This window comes from Flavobacterium sp., assembly GCF_044341265.1.
In the GTDB taxonomy this organism is placed as follows: Bacteria; Bacteroidota; Bacteroidia; order Flavobacteriales; family Flavobacteriaceae; genus Flavobacterium.
The window spans coordinates 130844-151220 of the sequence record NZ_JBIISA010000003.1; the positions used below are offsets into that span (position 1 = coordinate 130844).

The following is a 20377-nucleotide window of genomic DNA, read 5'->3' on the forward strand; positions in this document are numbered from 1 at the left end:
AAATGAAAAAATCAATTTTAATAATGGCTTTGGCGCTCCCAATTACACTAATGAGTCAAAACAAAATGCAATATCCAACCACCAAAAAAGGTCAAGTAACCGATACTTATTTCGATACCAAAGTAGCCGATCCTTACCGTTGGCTTGAAGACGATAGATCAGAAGAAACTGGCTCGTGGGTGAAAGAACAAAACCGTCTTACTTACGATTATCTTAGTAAAATTCCATATCGTGATGCCCTAAAATCAAGACTTGAAAAACTATGGAACTACGAAAAAATAAGTGCACCTTTCAAAGAAGGTAACTTTACGTATTACTATAAAAACAACGGACTTCAAAACCAATCAGTGCTTTACAGAAAAGATGCTAAAGGCGAAGAAAGCGTATTTCTTGACCCAAATACTTTTTCTAAAGATGGTACCTCATCACTTGGTGGTGTAAATTTTTCTGAAGATGGTTCTAAAGTAGCTTACTCTATTTCTGAAGGCGGTAGCGATTGGAGAAAAGTAATCGTTATGGATGCCGTTACCAAAAAAATATTAGAACCAACTTTGGAAGATATAAAATTCAGTGGCGTGTCTTGGAAAGGAAACGATGGCTTCTATTATTCAAGTTACGACAAACCTGATGGTAGCGAACTTTCGGCAAAAACCGACCAACACAAATTGTATTACCACAAAGTAGGAACACGTCAAAAAGACGATAAAGTGATTTTTGGCTTAGACCAAAAAAGAAGATATGTTGGTGGTTATGTAACAGAAGACAATCATTATTTAGTGATTACAGCTTCAACCTCTACCTACGGAAATGAATTGTACATTCAGGATTTAACCAAACCAAACAGTCCAATTGTAACTATTGTAGATAATTTCAATAGCGATAATTCTATCATCGACAATCAAGGTTCTAAACTGTTTATTACAACCGACTTAAATGCACCAAACACACGCGTTGTAACTGTTGATGTAAGCAATCCGAAGCCTGAAAATTGGAAAGACCTTATTCCAGAAACCGAAAACGTTCTTAATGTTTCAACAGGAAGTGGTTATCTTTTTGCCAACTACATGATTGATGCAGTTTCGGCTATCAAACAATATGATTATTCTGGAAAATTAGTAAGAAACATCCAATTGCCAGGAATTGGAACCGCTGGTGGTTTTGGCGGTAAAAAAACTGAAAAAGTCTTATATTATTCTTTTACAAATTATACTACGCCAGGTTCAACGTATTCCTTTGACCCAAAATCTGGTGATTCTAAAGTATATCAAACACCTAAAATTGATTTCAATTCCAACGATTACGAATCTAAACAAGTGTTTTATACTTCCAAAGATGGTACTAAAATCCCAATGATTATTACCCACAAAAAAGGATTGAAATTGGATGGTAAAAACCCAACTATTCTTTATGGATATGGTGGATTTAATGTGAGTTTGACACCAAGTTTTAGTATTTCAAATGCCGTTTGGATGGAAAACGGTGGTATTTATGCGGTAGCCAACCTTCGTGGTGGTGGCGAATACGGAAAAAAATGGCATGTTGCCGGAACTAAAATGCAAAAACAAAATGTATTCAACGATTTCATTGCTGCTGCAGAATATCTAATTGCTGAAAAATATACTTCTTCTGATTTCCTTGCCATTCGTGGTGGTTCTAATGGCGGATTGCTAGTAGGCGCAACCATGACGCAAAGACCAGATTTAATGAAAGTAGCACTACCAGCAGTTGGTGTAATGGACATGCTTCGTTACCATACTTTTACTGCAGGAGCAGGTTGGGCATACGATTATGGAACAGCAGAAGACAGTAAAGAAATGTTCGAATACATTAAAGGCTATTCACCAGTACACAACGTAAAACCAAACACCAAATATCCTGCAACTATGGTAACCACTGGTGACCATGATGACAGAGTAGTTCCGGCACACAGTTTCAAATTTGCTGCCGAATTACAAGAAAAACAAGCTGGTGACAACCCAACATTAATAAGAATAGACATAAATGCAGGACACGGAGCTGGAAAATCAGTAGCAGCATCCATTCAAGAAAGTGTAGATATTATGGCCTTCACACTATACAATATGGGAATAACAAAACTTCCGTAGTTAGTATTCAGTAATCAGTGCTCAGTGTTCAGTTAACATAAATACTGAACACTGAGCACTGATAAAACTAAATGTCTTTTTTAGAATTCTCCTCCTCTGGAGGAGTGGCTGAAAGCCGAGGTGGCTTTTGATTTTCTTAGATAAAGCACTAAAAATGAAATTAATTACACTAACTTAGTGCTCAACACTGAACACTGAACACTGAACACTGAACACTGAACACTCAACACTCAACACTCAACACTGAACACTGAACACTGAACACTGAACACTAAACCCTACTCCTTCTTAGGCAAAGGCGCGCCAACAGCAACAGAACAAACATGTCCTTCTTGACCGTGTGGTGGATTCATTCCTGGAGCCGTTTCTACAGGAGCTGCAATGGTTGCAGGTATGTTATTATTTGTAGTTGTAATTGTAGCACCATTTTGAGTTACTGTACCAGGTGTTGAACCTGCCGAAGTAATAGTTGCCGATTGCGTTGAAGCTGTTGTAGTTTTGGCAGGAGCCGAATTCAATGGAGCACCAACAGCAACATCACAACGATGTCCTGGCTGACCATGCGCCGGATTCATTCCTTTTCCAACTTTTACAGGTTGAGCCGTTGTTGGCGCTACCATGCCATTTGGTGTAGTCATCATAGGCGCACCAGGTTGTGCAGCAGCAGTTGATGGCGTTGTAGGCTCGGCAGTTGGTCCTTTAAAATCATCCGAAAAGGCAGAGGTTTCTGGATTAGTTGAAACTACATTAGTTTCCTCTTCCTGCTTACAAGAAACAAATCCTAAAGCCACTAAAACTATACATGATATTAACTTCTTCATAACAATTCTTTTTTTTGATAACATCAAATATACAAGTTTTATAAAACAAAACAACAAACTAGCTGTCATTTTAAAAAATTCTAATCGTTACTCCAACTAAAAAATCACTACATTTATACCACTTAAAATAATACTATGTCTGTCGCCAAATATACGCTGCTGCTTTTGTCATTACTTGTACTTACCTCAAGTTGCAACCAATCGCAATCTAAGGAAAATAAGCCATCAAAAGTCAAAGTAGATACTGTCAAAGTAGCCAAAGTCATCACTTTAGATACCGTCGATTATCAAAAAAGAATGGTAGCATTAAGCAATGGCGACACCACAGGAAAATGGCCAGTAAAAACCGTACATCCTTTGCCTGGAGCACTTTTGCCTTACAAACGCATCATCGCTTTTTACGGAAACCTCTATTCTAAACGAATGGGAATATTAGGCGAACTTCCTAAAACAGAAATGCTCAACAAACTAAAAGAAGAAGTAGCGCTTTGGAAAGCAGCCGATTCTACTATAGAAACTGTACCTGCGTTGCATTATATTGCTGTTACCGCTCAAGGCAAAAATGGTAGCGGTAGCAACTACCGACTAAGAATGCCATTCAAACAAATTGATACCGTGATGGCTTGGGCAAAAGAAATTGACGCCTTAGTTTTTCTAGATGTTCAAGTGGGACACAGCACCGTAAAAGAAGAAATTGCAACACTAACCGATTATTTAAAACTTCCCAACGTTCACTTAGGTATTGATCCTGAATTTTCTATGAAAGGTGGCGAAGTTCCTGGTGCCAAGATTGGAACCATGTCGGCAACTGATATCAATGATGCTATAGATTTTCTTACTACTTTGGTTACAGAAAACAACCTACCACCAAAAGTATTGGTAGTACACCGCTTTACCAAAAAAATGATAACCGACTACAACCAAATAAAACCAACTGCACAAGTACAAGTAGTAATTGACATGGACGGCTTTGGAAGCAAAGAACTAAAAAAAGCCACTTGGATGCGAACCATCTACCCAGAACCAGTACAATTCACTGGCTTCAAACTCTTCTACAAAAACGACAATGAAGGCAACGCAACAATGTACACACCACAAGAGTTACTTCAATTCACACCAAAACCGATTTATATTCAATATCAATAACACTCACCTCCAAAATAAACAAATTGTAAACTCCCAAACCCAAACCAACCTATTCATAACCTTTACTAAAGATTCCAACCTCAACTTTTGACAATTCTTTATTTTTAGATTAATACTACTTTAACACGTTCGATAGAGTTTTGTAGCACAATTAAAACTACACGAATATGTCAAAAAATTACACTACAAAAACCCTATTTGTTCTGATGCTTTTTGCTTCTTCCTTTTCTTGGGGACAAACGCTATTGCACTATTGGAACTTCAACAACAATGCTTCTGTTGCATCAATCACATCTCCAGCTCAAACACTTGGTGGCGCTGCATTAAATGCCATTCCTGGTGGAAGTAGCACCATTAATTTTGCTAGCGGAACGGGTCAGAATTTTAATGTCCTTAACCTGAATGCGCAAAATAGCGATGTATCTGGAACCCATTTACGTTTTGACAATCCTATTGGTGGTGCTTTAGAATTTGCACTTCCAACCTCAGGTTACGAAAATATTATTGTAAAATTTGCCACACGTCGCTCGAACAATGGTGCTGGTTCACAAACTTGGTCCTACTCTATCGACGGTACAACTTATACTTTATTTACAACAGTACTTCCTAATAACGGCGATCCAGCCTTAGTAACTTTAGATTTTTCATCAACTGCAGGTGTTACTAACAATCCAAATTTTAAATTAAAAGTGGAATTCACTCAAGGTTCAGGTGGAATTGAAGGTAACAACCGATTCGATAATTTTACGGTTCAAGGAACAACTGCTGGTGGTGGCGATACTGTTGCTCCAGTGACTACAATAACTCCTGCAAATGGAGCAACTAATGTATCAGTTACTATCAATCCAACTATCGCTTTCAACGAAGCTATTCGATTGATTGATGATTCGGCAATTACTAATACCAATGTTGATGCATTAGTAGAATTACGTTTAAACAACGCTTCAGGAACTCTAGTGCCATTTGACGCTACCATTTCTGGAAATATTATTTCAATTGTTCCAAATGCTACTTTGGCAATCAGTCAAGTTTATTATGTGGCTTTACTTCCAAATGTTGTTGAAGATGCAAGCAACAATGCTATTACTACAACAACATCAGCAAGTTTTACAACCGGAAATCCAACGGCGAGTTTGGCTTCCAATTTTGTTACAGTTAATGAAGCTGTTGGAACACTTTCATTTACTATCAATTTGACAAATCCTGCAACGAGTTCGGTTAATTTAGTGGTTAAGACAGCTCCTTTTAGTACAGCAAATGCAAGCGATTTTACACTTGCTACTCAAACATTAAACTTCACTTCTTCAAGTGCTTTGACACAAACCATCACCATTCCTATTATTGATGATGCTACTGCTGAACAACAAGCAGAATATTTCGTATTAAGTTTAGAAAATCCTGTAGGTTTATCAATTACAGGAACTTCAACAGCTACAATTTATATCATCGATAACGACAATGTGGCTCCAATTCCAAACAATCAAATCGAACTAAATTACATCGGTAGTTTTGATCCTTCTGGAACCAACACAAGTACTTGCGAAATTGTGGTTCACGATCCAGCATCACAACGTTTATTTACTACAAGTGCAGTAGCAGGATTTCTAGATATTATTAATTTCTCTAATCCTACAGCGCCAACCGTTATCAGTTCGGTGAACATGAATCCTTATGGTGGTGTTACTTCTGTAGCGGTTAAAAACGGAATTGTAGCCGTAGCTTCTCCAAATAATGACGAAACTTTAAACGGTTCAGTAGTATTTTTCGATACCAACGGAACATACCTAAATCAGGTAACCGTTGGTGCGTTACCTGATATGATTACGTTTTCGCCAGACGGAACTAAAGTAATGACTGCTAATGAAGGTCAACCAAATTCTGACTATTCTATCGACCCAGAAGGTTCAGTAAGTGTAATTAATATTGCTGGTGGAATTGCTTCGCTAACTCAAGCTAACGTAACTACTTTATTGTTCACTGCTTACAATTCGCAAGAAGCTACTTTAATCGCTTCTGGTGTTCGTAAATTGAAAGCTACAAGCACAATGTCGCAAGATTTTGAACCAGAATACATTACTATAAGTGCCGATTCTCAAAAAGCTTGGGTAACACTTCAAGAAAATAATGCTATTGTCGAAATCAATTTGGCAACAACTACCATTGCAGATATTTGGGCATTGGGTACTAAAGACGTTAGCCAACCAGGAAACGGAATGGACATTTCAGATAATAACGGACAAGTATTGATTGCCAACTGGCCAATTCAAGCGTTTTATATTCCTGATGCTGTGGCAAATTATAACGTTGCCGGAACCAATTACATCGTTACTGCCAATGAAGGTGACGAAAAAGAATACACTGGTTTTACCGAAAGAACTACCGTTGGAGCTTCAACTTACACTTTGGATGCAACCAATTTTCCAAATGCTAGTGTTTTGAAACAATCTTACAACATGGGACGTTTTAGAGTAACCAACTTAAACGGAAATACCGATGCCGATGCCGAATTTGAAACCATCAATGCTGTTGGAACACGTTCGTTTTCTATCTTCAATACTACTACAAAACAAATTGTTTATGATAGTGGCGATGCTTTCGAAAGATATACAGCTGCCAATTATCCTACGATTTTCAATGCCGACCACGAGAGCAATACTCCTAAAGGAAGAAGTCGTGCTAAAGGTCCAGAGCCAGAAGGCGTAACTGTAGCGCAAATAGGAACGGAAACTTTTGCTTTCGTTTCATTAGAGCGTGTTGGTGGCGTTATGGTATACAACATTACCAACCCAAACAACGCCGTATTTGTAGATTACAAAAACAGCCGAAGCACTTCAGCTTTCGCAGGCGACCACGGACCAGAAGGCATAACTTATGTAAGCGCAGCCAACAGCCCAACAGGAACGCCTTATATTTTAGTAGCCAACGAAATAAGCGGAACGATTACAATCTTTGAAGTTGATACGAATACCTTAGCCAACAATGAGTTTGCTAACACAACCAAAACATTTACACTTTTCCCAAACCCATCTAATGCAGATGGCATAGTTTACTTTAACCGCGCAGCCGACATCGAACTGTATGACCTTTCTGGAAAATTATTGTTCTCTCAAAAAGACGCTCAAACCCTAAACACAAAAACCTTGTCTACCGGAATTTACTTAGTAAAAACCAGCGAAGGCATCGTTAAAAAATTAATAGTAAAGTAGTGTAGTTTTTTTTATTTGTAAAAGACCTCTAACGAAAGTTGGAGGTTTTTTTTTGTTTGATTTAATCTAAAAAAAGGACGATTGTCATCAGGTCAATTGTCCTCACAAAGCTAAATTTACAAGATATGGATTTGAAAGAAAAATTTGGAAAGAAAATTAAATCTCTTAGAGAAGAAAAAAATTACTCTATAGAATACTTAGCCAACATTGCAAACATAGACAGAACCTATATTTCTGACATTGAAAAAGGAACAAGAAATGTTTCATTACTAATAATTGAAAAACTTGCTAAAGCTCTAAATGCAAGAATTCAAGATTTATTTGATTATGAATAGTAAACTAAACTTTATAGATTTATTTGCTGGTGCAGGTGGTCTCTCTGAAGGTTTTATAAGAGCTGGATTTAACCCTATTGCTCACGTTGAAATGAATAAGGATGCTTGTGATACTTTAAAAACAAGAACTGCTTACCATTTTCTTAAAGAAAACAATAGAATTAAAGAATACTACGATTATTTAAAAGGCAAAATAAATAGAGACGAATTGTGGGGAAAAGTACCTACTCACCTAATTAAGTCCGTAATAAATAAAGAAATTTCTCCTGAAACCTTACCATCAATTTTTGAAATAATTGACAATGAGCTTGGGAAAGAAAACGTGGATTTAGTTATTGGCGGACCACCTTGCCAAGCTTATTCTATTGCAGGAAGAGCAAGAGATCCTAAAGGCATGACAGATGACCCAAGAAATCATTTATATAAATATTATGTTGAATTTCTAGAAAGATATAAACCAAACATGTTTGTATTTGAAAATGTTCCTGGTATACTTTCAGCTAATAATGGTCAATATTTAGAATTGATTTTTAAAGCTGTAAAAGATGCTGGTTATGACTTGGATAAAAAAGTCCTAAATGCAAAAAACTTTGGAGTTCTTCAGGACAGAAAAAGAGTAATTATAATTGGATGGAAGCAAGAATTAAATTTGAAATATCCTGATTTTCAAGATAAAGTTAATCAATATGAAGTTTTAAAAGATTTATTTTCTGACTTGCCAAAAATCAAAAGCGGACAAGGTGAATGGAAATCAACAAAATACTCCAAGAAAACAAACAATTATCTTGAATCCACTGGAATAAGAAATGGAATAGATTTTACTACTCAACATATTTCAAGAAAAAACAACGAAAATGATTTAGAGATTTATCGCATAGCTGTTGACAAATGGGTAAATGAGGGTAAAAGGTTAAACTATGCTGAATTGCCAGAAAGATTAATAAAACACAATAATACTAAGTCTTTTACCAATAGATTTCAAGTTGTAAACCATAAAGGTCTTGCTCATACCGTAGTTGCTCACATTTGCGCAGATGGACATTATTATATTCACCCAGACATTAATCAAAATCGTTCAATAACTGTTAGAGAGGCCGCAAGAATTCAATCATTTCCTGACGATTATTTCTTTGAATCTAGCAGAACAACTGCTTTTAAGCAAATTGGTAATGCTGTCCCTGTATTGATGGCTGAAGGAATTGCAAAAAAAATAAAGGAAATGATATGAATGAAATTCAATGGCAATTCTTTCCGAAAAGTAAAATTATCCCAGAACATCTTAAAGATGTTTTAGAAGTTTTTGAAAACAATTCAAACGAAATAAGTTCTGATTTATTTACCTATTCAAGTAATGAGGTTCTTGAAAAAGTTGCTTTACCTCTTGAAAAAATTAATTACAAAGTTGAAAAGAGTAAAAAAAGTAATGATAAAATAAAAGTTCCTGTTTTATTTGGTCCTAACGGAAAACTAGAAAAATACTTTGATGCAGATGGTTATAATGAAAAATCTAAAACTGTAATTGAAGTCGAAGCAGGAAGAGGAGTTACAAACTATCAATTCTTAAAAGATCTGTTTCAAGCATGTATGATGCATGAAGTTGATTACTTAGTAATTGCTGTAAGGAAAACCTATAAAAAGAGTCAAGATTTTAAAAAGGTAATTACTTTTTTTGACACACTATACTCATCAGGCAGATTAAGATTACCACTTGAAGGAATATTAATAATTGGATATTAATATGCAACAATACAAAGCCGAAAATGCCAAGCCAAATCCAAAATCAACAATAAATTCTTATCGTAGTTTTGGTTATAACCTTTCAACTGCAATTGCAGATATTATTGATAATAGTATTTCTGCTAACGCAAATACTATTGAAATTGATTTTTTATGGAAAGGTAAAGATTCTGTTATTTCCATTCTTGATGATGGGAAAGGAATGAATTTAGATGAGTTAATTATAGCTATGACTCCTGGAAGTAAAAACCCTGAAGATACTAGAGATGAGAAAGACTTGGGTAGATTTGGTATGGGACTAAAAACGGCTTCTTTTTCGCAATGTAAAAGGCTTACAGTTATTACAAAGAAAGAAGGTTTTGCAACTATCAAACGTTGTTGGGATATTGATTTTATTAACAGTGAAGAAGAATGGACTTTATTAGATTATGTTTCTGATGAATCTTACTTAGATAAAGTTGATAAATTAAAAAGCGGAACTTTTATTGTTTGGGAATTATTAGACCGTATCGTAGGTAATTCTGAGGTTGAAAATGAAGCTGTTAAAAATGCCTTCTATCAAGAAATGACTACCGTAAATGAGCATTTAAGTTTAGTTTTTCATCGTTTTATTGAAAGTAAAAAAATTAAACTTTTTACAAATACCTATGAAATTGAACCATGGAATCCTTTCCTTTTAAATCTTACTCCGAAGCCTGAAATGGGACAATTAGAAGTGTTAATCAACAATGTTGAAGTAACATATTTTATTTTGCCTCATATGTCAAAAATTAGTAATGAAGATTATGAAAAATCAGGTGGACCTTTAGGATGGTATCAACAACAAGGTTTTTATATATATCGTGGTGACAGATTATTAGTATCTGGTGATTGGTTAGGGATTGAAAAGAAGAGAGAGTACTCAAAGTTAGCTAGGATAGCTATTAATTTTCCTAATGCAAACGATTTTGATTGGAATCTTGATATAAAAAAATCAACGGCAACACCACCAATTGAAATAAGAAAAGAATTAGCCAGAATAGCTAAGATGGCTGTAATGAAGTCTGCAAAAATATATAATTGGAGAGGACAAAAAACAGTGTCTTCAGATTATAATAGTCAATCTTTTGAGAGTTTATGGAAAGATGAAACAAACAGAGAAGGAATAAAAAAATATAAAATAAATAAGAAGCATCCTATTATTAAGCAATTGCTTGATTCTGAAAAAGAAAACAAACTTTTTTCAAAAGCTTTAAAACTTATTGAAGAAAATATCCCTTTAGAATTAATCTTATACAATCAAAATGAGAATCCATCTTTTCATGAATTAGAAAGCATTCCTGAAATCCCTAGTGATGATTTAATCAATCTAGCATTAGAATTATATAAAATTTATATTATTCAAGGTGTGCCTGAAAACTTGGCTAAACAACAAATAATGAATTCAACACCATTTAATTTATTTCCGTTAATTAACAACTACTTAGTATGAGCCAAATAATTGAACTAGCGCGTAATTTTGCGCACTCTTTTCTAAATTACTATAAATCCATTGGAGAAATAACGGAAGATACTTTATTGGAAGTTATTGAAAAAGTTTCTGCGATTGATATAATTCCGGGACAAGTATTAGACAAGAATGAGCTATTTGAAATATTAAAAGCGGATTTAAGTATAGGAAAGGGTTCAATATCAATGCTAACTGACGATATTGACCCCTGGCTATATAACTTTGAAAACAAATGGGAACTTTGGAAAAGATATAAATCTTTCTTGCAACAAAAAGACCCGTCTTTCCCAATTAATGATTTAGATGATTTTACTAACAAAATCCTTGACAAATGTGTCAATCCTAATCAAAATGGTTCTTGGGATAGAAGAGGAATGGTAGTAGGTCATGTTCAGTCAGGCAAAACATCAAATTATGTAGGTCTTATTAACAAGGCTTCTGATGCTGGATATAAAATTATAATTGTTATTGCTGGAACAATTAGCTCATTAAGAAGACAGACACAAGAAAGAATTGATGAGGGATTTATAGGGAGAAGTAGTTCTGCTTACATTAATAACAGAGGTGAAAATAAAATAATAGGAGTTGGTCATCAAAAAGTTGAAACAGATATTTATTCTTTAACTTCATCATATTATAAAACTGGTGATGAAGGAGATTTTAATCAGGCCATTGCTAATAGGCTCAATATACCTATTGGAAAAAACCCTATTGTATTTGTAATTAAGAAAAATAAAAGTATTCTTGAAAACTTAATTGATTGGTTATCTAAAGACACTAATATTGTATTTAAAGACGGACAACCAAAATTATTTGATGTACCAGCATTAATAATTGATGATGAAGCTGATGCAGCGTCAGTAAATGCATCAAGAGACATTGAAGAAATAAAAACAATAAATAGGCTAATAAGAACATTATTAAATGTTTTTGACCAAAATACATTTATTGGTTACACAGCAACACCTTATGCAAATTTATTTATTTCACAAGACTTTAATAAAGACCAAAAGACAACGGTCAAAGGAAAGGATTATTTTATCGGTGAAGACTTATTTCCAAGAGATTTTATTGTAAACATTAAAGCTCCATCTAATTATATTGGTGCTTCAAAAATATTTGGACTTGAAAATCCTATCACAGGAGAAAGCAATGAACCATTAGATATTTTTAGATCCATTAGCGATTATGATCCTCCTTTTTTTAGAACAATTAACAAAAATAATAAAGATGAATTACCCGAGTATTTACCTAAAAGTCTAGAATTAGCGTTAAAAACTTTTATACTTACTTGTACTATAAGAAGATTAAGAGGTCATGAAAAGAAGCATAATTCTATGTTAATTCATGTTGCATTATATGTGAAATGGATTGATAGAGTTGCTTATTTAGTAAATGATAAGATTAGAGAATACAAAAATTACATAATTGGAAATGATACTAAATTCATTGAGGAGTTAAAAGATATTTATTTAAATGATTTTGCACCAACAACTGAAAATGTACTTGAAAATCTAGATTACACAGATATAAGAATAAAAGTACACTCTTGGGATGAAGTTAGGACTGAACTTAAAAATGCTGTAGGTAAGATTGATGTTAGGTCTGTACACGGAACTCGTTCTACAACAAATCTTGAATATCATAACATTGAAGAAATTGACTATGGTAGATATGAAAATGGACTATCTATTATAGCTGTAGGAGGTAGTAGATTAGCTAGAGGAATTACATTAGAAGGACTCTCAATAAGTTATTATTTAAGAACTACTAAAATGTATGATTCTCTTATGCAGATGGGTAGATGGTTTGGATATAGACCTGGTTATGTAGATTTATGCAGATTGTTTACAACTGATACAATCTTTGAATGGTTTAATCATATAACGATGGCTACAGAGGAAATGCGTAACGATTTTGATATTCTTACAGCAACCTTTCAGAAACCAAAAGATTTTAGATTAAAAGTCAGAAACCATCATGGTTTATTAACAATAACAAGTGTCGCAAAATTAAATTGGGCAGAGAATATTACTGTTTCTTTTTCAGGTACAAACCCTCAAACTTATCAATTAACCAAAACCGAGAATGTAATATCAAATAATTTCGATGCTTTTCAATCTTTATTTGTAGGATTAGGATATCCAAAAGAAATTAAAAAACATAAAGTAACAGATATTATTCCAAGGTACTTAATTTATAGAAACATTAATATCGAATTGCTTTGTGAATTTTTGGATAAATTCAAAACAGAAACACCTTCTGTTAAAAATGCCAATCTTAGTGAGTATATTAAAAATCAAACAGAAATAAAAGAATGGAATGTAGTTCTTGTTTCTAATACTGATGATAAGGTATTTATTGATTGGAAAGGAAATACCCCAAGAGGCGAAAGAAGTAAAAATGAAAAGCTTTTTACTTATCTTTTGAATTGGAATCAAGAAAAAATTACATTAGGATGCAGCGTTCGTAATCAACCCAAATCAACTCGACATAATTCACACTATTTTATTTCTAAAAACCAAATCGACGATACTACAGATAGACAAGTTGATTTAACAATTCAAAATTTAAAAAGCAATCAAGAGATAAAGAACCAACGCAAACAAGAGAAAAAAGGGCTGCTATTAGTTTATGCTTTAGATAATAGAGGAACACCTAATGCAGATTTTGATAAACCTATAATAGGATTTAGTATTCACTTTCCTGAAATAGATAACGAAAAGAAAACTTCATACACTGCAACATTATTTAACGGTTTTGATGAAGAACCTATGGATGATGATGATAATCCAGAAAACGAATAGATTAATTATGGTTAATATTAAATCAATATGGGATAATCAAAAACCTGATGGTAGTTTAATTATAAAGACAAGAATTGATGAAGTTAATCAATTCAAGTGTTTTGCTGCAACAAACCATATCACAGGAAATCATATTTATATAATGGAAATTGCCCATTCAACTTTAGTCCCAGAATTTAAAAACTTTAAATTTAAAGGATTAAGGATTGAAGTTTTAGACTATAGCACTTACAAAGAATTTAATATATACCTTTTAGACAATCAACTTAAAGATGTTTTCAGCTTATTTATTGAGGATATCATTGATAGTGTTTTAATATGTACCACAGAGAATGAAGCACTTGTTGAAACTTCTAATGTTGTTTTAAAATGGAAGAAATTATTTGATAAAATAAATTTTCAAGGGCTAACAATTGAAAGACAAAAAGGATTAATTGGAGAACTTTTGTTATTCAATTCATTGCTGGATGAAGAATATTCAATTGATGCTTTATTAGAAAGTTGGACTGGTCCAGATTTTAATGATAAAGACTTTCGTTTTGGTTCATTTGGCATTGAAGTAAAGTTAACTTCATCAAAAGTTCCAAAAGTTAAAATTTCAAGTGAAAGACAGTTAGATAATGAGAATCTAACTAAGCTGTATTTAGTATTGTATGTTGTTGAAGAAGTAAAAGACAAAGGGTTTTCCCTAAACTCTATTATTGAGCAAATCAGAACTAAAATTAATAATAATCAGAATGCCTTAAAATTTTTCAATGAAAGACTTTTATTAGTTGGCTATTTTGATGAAGATTTTGAAAATTACAACCGTCAATATGCATTTAGAAAGAGAAATTTCTATGAAGTTATAAATGATTTTCCAAGATTAGTAGCTTCAGATTTACCTATTGGTTTATTTGATACAAAGTATAATATTGAATTGTCAGCAATAGAACAATTTTTAGTAAGTAATGAATCAATTCTTGAATTAATAAAATAATGGAGAGAGGATTAAAAAATTATATTGAAGCCATTCAGTCCGATGTTTCAGCATTAGTGTATTCTGATGGTGAAGGTGCAAGTTTTGAAGATAAATTTACAGAGTATTGCATTGAAATATTGGATAACATAGGCAAGTCAGAAGGCGCCAGAGTATTGTCTTATATAAATCCTGATTCTCAAGGAAGAGTTGACTGGAAAATAAACGGATATTGTCTTAAAGATGAATTCAAAGACGATTTTAACAAGGTTTACTTTGAAACGTTAGATTTATTCATAACCTATTTCAATAAAACTTCCTACGATTATAACATTACTAAAGATGACTTTAATAAAAGTATTAATCAAATTAAGAAGTTTTTAAATGCAGCTCTAAAAGGGCATATTGATTATATTGACCCAGCTCAAACAGAGTTGAATCAGTTATTAAAAATCATTTTAAAGCAGAAATCAAATTTCGATAGAATAAATATTTATTTTTTAATAAACGGAAATTCAAATCACGATTTAGAGAAAATCACAATTAAAGGATTTGATGATTTGGATATTTTTGTTCATGTTTGGGATATTCCTAGATTTTATAAATTAAGTGAATCATCAAGCAATAGAGAGCCAATTGAAATTGATTTTAAAGAATTAATATCAAATAATCAGCATGGTATTCAATGTTTGAAAATGCCTAACATTAATGAGTTGTATGAATGTTATTTGGCAATTTTACCAGGTGAAGTATTATCTAAACTTTACAAAGAATATTCAAATGAATTACTTGAAAGTAATGTTAGGGCTTTTTTAGGTCAAACTGGTAAATTTAATAAAGGGATAAGAGATACAATAAGAGAAAAACCGCAAATGTTTCTACCGTATAATAATGGTATTACTGCAACAGCAGAAAACGTAGAAACTATACTTAACGATAATCAATTATACTTAACAAAACTACTTGATTTTCAAATTGTAAATGGTGGTCAAACTACTGCATCATTGTTTCATACTCAAAAGAAGTTTAAAGATGCCGATTTGAGTAATGTTTTTGTTCAGATGAAATTAACGGTAATCAAAGATGTTGAACAAAAAAACATTGAAGTTCCAAACATTGCTAGATTTGCTAACAGTCAAAACAAAGTATCAGAATTAGATTTGTCTTCTAATAATCCATATTTTGTTCAAATTGAATCTCTATCAAGAAAAAAATATGTTATTGATCCAGTCAATAGAAACATGTCAACCTTGTGGTATTTTGAACGTGTTAATGGTCAGTACAAAGAATCTTTAAATAAATTAACTACTCCAGCTCAGCAAAGAAAATTCAAGGAACAAAATCCTACCAATCAGAAATTTGTTAAATCTGATGTTGCTAAGTATATAAATATTTGGGAATTAGAACCACATTATGTATCACAAGGTGCTCAGAAAAACTTTATTCATTACACCAAAAAGATTAATGAATTAGTTAAGAAAAATAGATTTCCTGGTGAAAATTTTTATAAAAAATTAATTGCTAATGCTATTCTTTTTAAAGTGGTAGACAAACTTTTTGGTAGAAAAAACATTGATGCCATTGGTGATACCAATTTAAAATCATTCACAGTTGCTTATACACTTTCGTATTTTTATTTTCTGACAGACAACCGAATTGATTTATGGAAAATTTATGAAGAGCAACGAGTTGACGCAAGAATAGTAAATGAATTGCAAAAATTAATTGTTTTTGTTTACCATCAATTGGTTAAATCTTCAAATAATTCACTTATTTCTGAATATGCTAAAAGAGAATCAAGTTGGAAGTTATTAAAAGATGAAAATTATAAATTCAATTTTGAACAATATTCTGATTGCTTCATAACAAAAGAACAAGTCTTAGCAAGGGAAATAGAAACAGAAGAAATTGATAACAAATCAGAAAACAATTTGATGAGTATCAATAAAATTTTAGGTTTCGGTAATAAGTTCTGGGATGGTGTTTCAAAATGGTCAATGGATATTGAAGAATTTAAAGAATATTCAACTGATATATGGGAAATTGCAAATAAAATTAAAAAAGCCAAAAATCTTAATAGTAGAGATATTTCAGTAGGCAATAAATTACTCTCTTACATAGAACAAAATAACACAGATGTTAACACCATAAAATCATTATCAAATGAAATTGAGGTTGAAGTTATTGATGTTAAAGCCATCTATGACAGATTAAAGTTAATTTCCAAAAATGATTGGTCTAAAATATTTGACTTAGGAGAGCAAACCAAAATATTTGATAATCTTGAACTAGCTAATTTAAAATCTGTTCAAAAGTCAATTTCAAAAAGTGAAACAGTAAAAGAGGTTAACGTTGTAAATGCATTAAAATCAATTAAAAAGTTAGCTAAATTTGGTGTAGACATTTGATTTAATTAATCAATATCTAACCTCTCTTCAACCAACCAGTCACACTAAACCTTCTTTCATTGGTAACTAAAACTTCATGTTGGAGTTCGTCGCTTTTAAAGAAAACGGTTTTGCCTTGCATCGGTGCAATGGCTTGGTTTTTGGGCTTTTGGTGTATAAAAAGTTCGCCACCATCTTGGGTGTTCCAATGTGGGTTTAGGTAACTCACCATCGAGAATTGGCGTTTGTTGTCGTCTTCAAATTGATCTAAATGCGCTCGGTAAAAACTTCCAATTTCATACAATGAGTAGTGAAACTCATAGCTTTTTATGTTGGTAAAACACGTCTCGTTTAGGTACTCAATAAACGCTTCAATCTTTTCTAGAAATTCTGTTTCGTGGCGGTTGTTGTGGGCTTTGTCTAGCCAATAAATCTTGTCGTTTCTAATCAAATCGTCAAAAACCATAATGCCGTCATTGCCAACGCCGCCAGTAATCAACTGTTGGTCGTTGTTCAAAGCAAGCATATTCGCTTTTAAATGATAACACAAATCGTCACTCAAAAAATGGTCGGCAATGCCCACTTTATGTTCCATATAACTCGCAATCAAGGTTTCAAAATTCGCATCCATACTACATTCCCACACTTGATTAGACAAGATGCCGAAAGGTAGTGCTATAAAAACCAGTAAAGTCTTTATTTAACGTTTAGTACAAGAATTAAAATATCACTCCATTTTAAAAATCCGTCCCAATCCGTGTTGCAAAGCATCCGTAAAATCCGCGTTCTATACAAGCGAAGCGCATCCTATGTTCAATTAAAAACCACAAAAATTATAAATTCATTCTAAAACCCAACACTCAAAACTAATACCTTAATGTATGAGTAGTGTATGGCGAGTGTATCATTTATGTATGCCGAGTGTATGCTAGAAGTATGGATGAAGTATAGAAGAGGTTACTCAGAAGTATCCATTAAGATTATTGCTACATCAATAAAATAATCCAATATAATTTTCATAATTTTAAAAAAATATAGGTTTAGCATCATAATTGATAAAAATCAAACTGCAACCCTATTTTTTCATTCAAATTAAACTCAAAATACTACTATTTTTATAATTTTACCCTATTATTTTTAGGGTATTTTGTAAAAATAAATAAAATGGGTTTAGAAAAACGTTGGATATCGGCTTTTGTAATTATTACTGTAGTTGCAGTAACAGGTTTGTTTTGGCAACACCAAGCACCAACTACGAATTTTAATGACGCCAACACCATCAACTTTGCCGATGTAGCTTGGTTGCTTACAGCATCGTGCTTGGTTTTACTAATGACACCAGGATTATCTTTTTTCTATGGCGGTATGGTAGGTAAGAAAAACGTTATTTCTACTATGCTCAAAAGTTTCATCTGTCTTGGAGTAGTAAGTTTGCTATGGGTAACCATAGGATTCAGTCTCTCCTTCGGAAGCCCAATAGGAATCAACCTCAACGGAACGTATTATGGAATTATAGGCAATCCACTAGATTTTGCCTTCTTCGATCAAGTAGAACTTTTGCCTCACAAGGCTTTAGGTTCTAGTATTCCTTTCATATTGTTTGCCCTTTTTCAAATGAAATTTGCTGTGATTACGCCTGCAATCATAACCGGCGCTTTAGCCGAGCGTATTCGCTTTATCTCTTTCCTCTTGTTTATTTGTTTGTTTACAGTTTGTATTTACGCACCGTTATGCCACATGATTTGGCATCCTCACGGCCTATTAGGTAGCTATTTCGGTGTAAAGGATTTCGCAGGAGGTACAGTGGTGCACATGAGCGCAGGTTTCGCAGCATTAGCAGGAGTCATTGTTTTGGGCAAAAGAAAAAACAGCGAACACATTCCAACCAACATTCCTTTCGTTCTTCTAGGAACAGGATTGCTATGGTTTGGCTGGTTTGGTTTCAATGCAGGTTCGGCACTTGCAGCCAACGCAACAGCAGCCATGGCATTTGCAACAACAACAATTGCCTCAGCATCAGCCATGATGACGTGGGTATTTTTTGACAGACTAAACGGAAGAAAAGTTTCCGCACTCGGAGCTTGTATTGGTGCAGTAGTTGGTTTAGTAGTAATCACACCATCAGCAGGCTTCATAACCATTCCACAAAGCATCTTCTTCGGATTCATAGGCGCCATAGTTTCCAACAAAATGGTCCATTGGAAAAAGCTAAAGCAAATAGACGACACTTTAGACGTTTTCGCCTGTCACGGCGTAGGCGGAATTATGGGTATGATTCTAACAGCCATCTTCGCTCAAGGAGAAAACGCCAGCTTACTTCACGGCGGTTGGAGTGTTTTTGGTCACCACATGATGGCATTGGTTTTAGTTTCTGCGTTCACTTTTGGCGGAGCTTATTTACTTTTCAAACTAACCAACCTCATCATCCCAATCCGCGTCACAGAAGAATCAGAAGATTTAGGGTTAGATTTGTCTCAGCATGGTGAGAAGTTTTAATTCTATATTTAAAAGATAGCAACACAGATTAAAGAAATTTTTAAAATCTTGAAGTTTAAGGGTTTCTAAACAAACTCATAATTCCCATAAGCACTAAATCCGTAACTTAAACCTGCGTCACTTCGAGTGATTTTGTGCAATGAAATGGAGCAAAATTGTATCGAGAACCTATGAAAAACTATAACTTCCTAAACTTTTTCTTTGCTAAATTTGGAAGAGCTTCATAATCGTCATTTATCAAAGCTTCTTTTTTAGCCCTTGACCATTTCTTAATTTGTTTTTCTTTCTCAATTGCTAAATTAATATCTGTAAATTCAGCATAAAAAACCAACTCTAAAGGTCTTCTTGACGCAGTGTAACAATCAGGGTAAAAAGCAGTATTGTGCTGAAACAATCTTTGTTCAAGTTTACTCGTAACTCCAGTATAATAGGAATTATCAGAACATTTTAATATATAAACGTAAGATTGTTGCATCTAACAAAAATATGAAAATTCCTTCTAAGTTCTCGATACATTTTTTACAAAATAGCTCAGTCGCAATTTTCTAAAAAACACTCGAAGTGACGATAGTTGTAGCTAAAAGTTTAAGTGTTTCTAAACAAACTCATAATTCCCAAAAGCACTAAATCCCTAACTTAAACTTCCGTCACTTCGAGTGATTTTGTGCAATGCAATGGAGCAAAATTGTATCGAGAACCTATGAAAAAACGATTTACGTAAACCAAGTTCTCGATACATTTTTTACAAAATAGCTCAGTCGCAATTTTCTAAAAAACACTCGAAGTGACGATAGTTGTAGCTAGACGTTTAAGTGTTTCTAAACAAATCTATGTTTCTATGTGGTTAAAAAAACTTTTATGCCTTTTGTGTTTAAAAATTCTTATTTTTA

At 33.3% G+C, this 20377-nt stretch carries 14 protein-coding genes; 11 read left to right on the top strand and 3 right to left on the bottom strand.

Annotated elements, in window-relative coordinates:
* The first annotated feature begins 2 nt into the window (after positions 1-2).
* On the top strand, positions 3-2105 hold the full coding sequence (locus ACIQ06_RS02415) for a prolyl oligopeptidase family protein (RefSeq protein ID WP_396143709.1): 2103 nt from the start codon (positions 3-5) through the stop codon (positions 2103-2105).
* 278 nt (positions 2106-2383) lie between these two features.
* On the opposite strand, the gene ACIQ06_RS02420 is transcribed toward ACIQ06_RS02415, so the two are convergent.
* Positions 2384-2926 carry a hypothetical protein gene (locus ACIQ06_RS02420; protein WP_396143710.1) on the bottom strand — a complete coding sequence of 181 codons (543 nt, stop codon included), beginning with the start codon at positions 2924-2926 and terminating at the stop codon, positions 2384-2386.
* A gap of 135 nt (positions 2927-3061) precedes the next feature.
* Between ACIQ06_RS02420 and ACIQ06_RS02425 the strand changes: the two genes are divergently transcribed.
* The 9 genes from ACIQ06_RS02425 (at position 3062) to ACIQ06_RS02465 (ending at position 17012) form a co-directional block, all read left to right on the top strand.
* The gene (locus tag ACIQ06_RS02425) at positions 3062-4072 is read left to right on the top strand and encodes a hypothetical protein (protein WP_396143711.1); all 1011 of its coding nucleotides are present in this window, start codon (positions 3062-3064) and stop codon (positions 4070-4072) included.
* Between the two features lie 167 nt (positions 4073-4239).
* Positions 4240-7278: a choice-of-anchor I family protein gene (locus ACIQ06_RS02430; protein WP_396143712.1), complete on the top strand. Its 3039-nt coding sequence runs from the start codon at positions 4240-4242 to the stop codon at positions 7276-7278.
* Positions 7279-7403: 125 nt separating this feature from the next.
* On the top strand, positions 7404-7613 hold the full coding sequence (locus tag ACIQ06_RS02435; RefSeq protein WP_396143713.1) for a helix-turn-helix domain-containing protein: 210 nt from the start codon (positions 7404-7406) through the stop codon (positions 7611-7613).
* On the top strand, positions 7606-8841 hold the full coding sequence (locus ACIQ06_RS02440) for a DNA cytosine methyltransferase (protein ID WP_396143714.1): 1236 nt from the start codon (positions 7606-7608) through the stop codon (positions 8839-8841). The genes ACIQ06_RS02435 and ACIQ06_RS02440 overlap by 8 nt, the downstream gene beginning before the upstream one ends.
* The gene (locus tag ACIQ06_RS02445) at positions 8838-9350 is read left to right on the top strand and encodes a hypothetical protein (protein ID WP_396143715.1); all 513 of its coding nucleotides are present in this window, start codon (positions 8838-8840) and stop codon (positions 9348-9350) included. The genes ACIQ06_RS02440 and ACIQ06_RS02445 overlap by 4 nt, the downstream gene beginning before the upstream one ends.
* 1 nt (position 9351) lies before the next feature.
* Positions 9352-10821: an ATP-binding protein gene (locus tag ACIQ06_RS02450; protein WP_396143716.1), complete on the top strand. Its 1470-nt coding sequence runs from the start codon at positions 9352-9354 to the stop codon at positions 10819-10821.
* Positions 10818-13646 carry a Z1 domain-containing protein gene (locus ACIQ06_RS02455; protein WP_396143717.1) on the top strand — a complete coding sequence of 943 codons (2829 nt, stop codon included), beginning with the start codon at positions 10818-10820 and terminating at the stop codon, positions 13644-13646. The genes ACIQ06_RS02450 and ACIQ06_RS02455 overlap by 4 nt, the downstream gene beginning before the upstream one ends.
* Before the next feature lie 7 nt (positions 13647-13653).
* Positions 13654-14625, top strand: a complete 972-nt coding sequence (locus ACIQ06_RS02460; protein WP_396143718.1) for a PD-(D/E)XK motif protein — start codon at positions 13654-13656, stop codon at positions 14623-14625.
* Complete coding sequence (locus tag ACIQ06_RS02465; protein ID WP_396143719.1) at positions 14625-17012, top strand: AIPR family protein; 2388 nt, start codon at positions 14625-14627, stop codon at positions 17010-17012. Before ACIQ06_RS02460 ends, ACIQ06_RS02465 begins: the two co-directional genes overlap by 1 nt.
* A gap of 16 nt (positions 17013-17028) precedes the next feature.
* Here ACIQ06_RS02465 and ACIQ06_RS02470 read toward each other — a convergent pair whose 3' ends face one another.
* The gene (locus tag ACIQ06_RS02470) at positions 17029-17622 is read right to left on the bottom strand and encodes a 2OG-Fe(II) oxygenase (protein WP_396143720.1); all 594 of its coding nucleotides are present in this window, start codon (positions 17620-17622) and stop codon (positions 17029-17031) included.
* A gap of 533 nt (positions 17623-18155) precedes the next feature.
* Here ACIQ06_RS02470 and ACIQ06_RS02475 point away from each other — a divergent pair.
* A complete protein-coding gene (locus tag ACIQ06_RS02475; protein ID WP_396143721.1) occupies positions 18156-19487 on the top strand; it encodes an ammonium transporter in 1332 nt (443 codons plus the stop codon).
* A 178-nt stretch (positions 19488-19665) separates the two neighbouring features.
* On the opposite strand, the gene ACIQ06_RS02480 is transcribed toward ACIQ06_RS02475, so the two are convergent.
* On the bottom strand, positions 19666-19962 hold the full coding sequence (locus ACIQ06_RS02480) for a GIY-YIG nuclease family protein (protein ID WP_396143722.1): 297 nt from the start codon (positions 19960-19962) through the stop codon (positions 19666-19668).
* Positions 19963-20377: the final 415 nt, after the last annotated feature.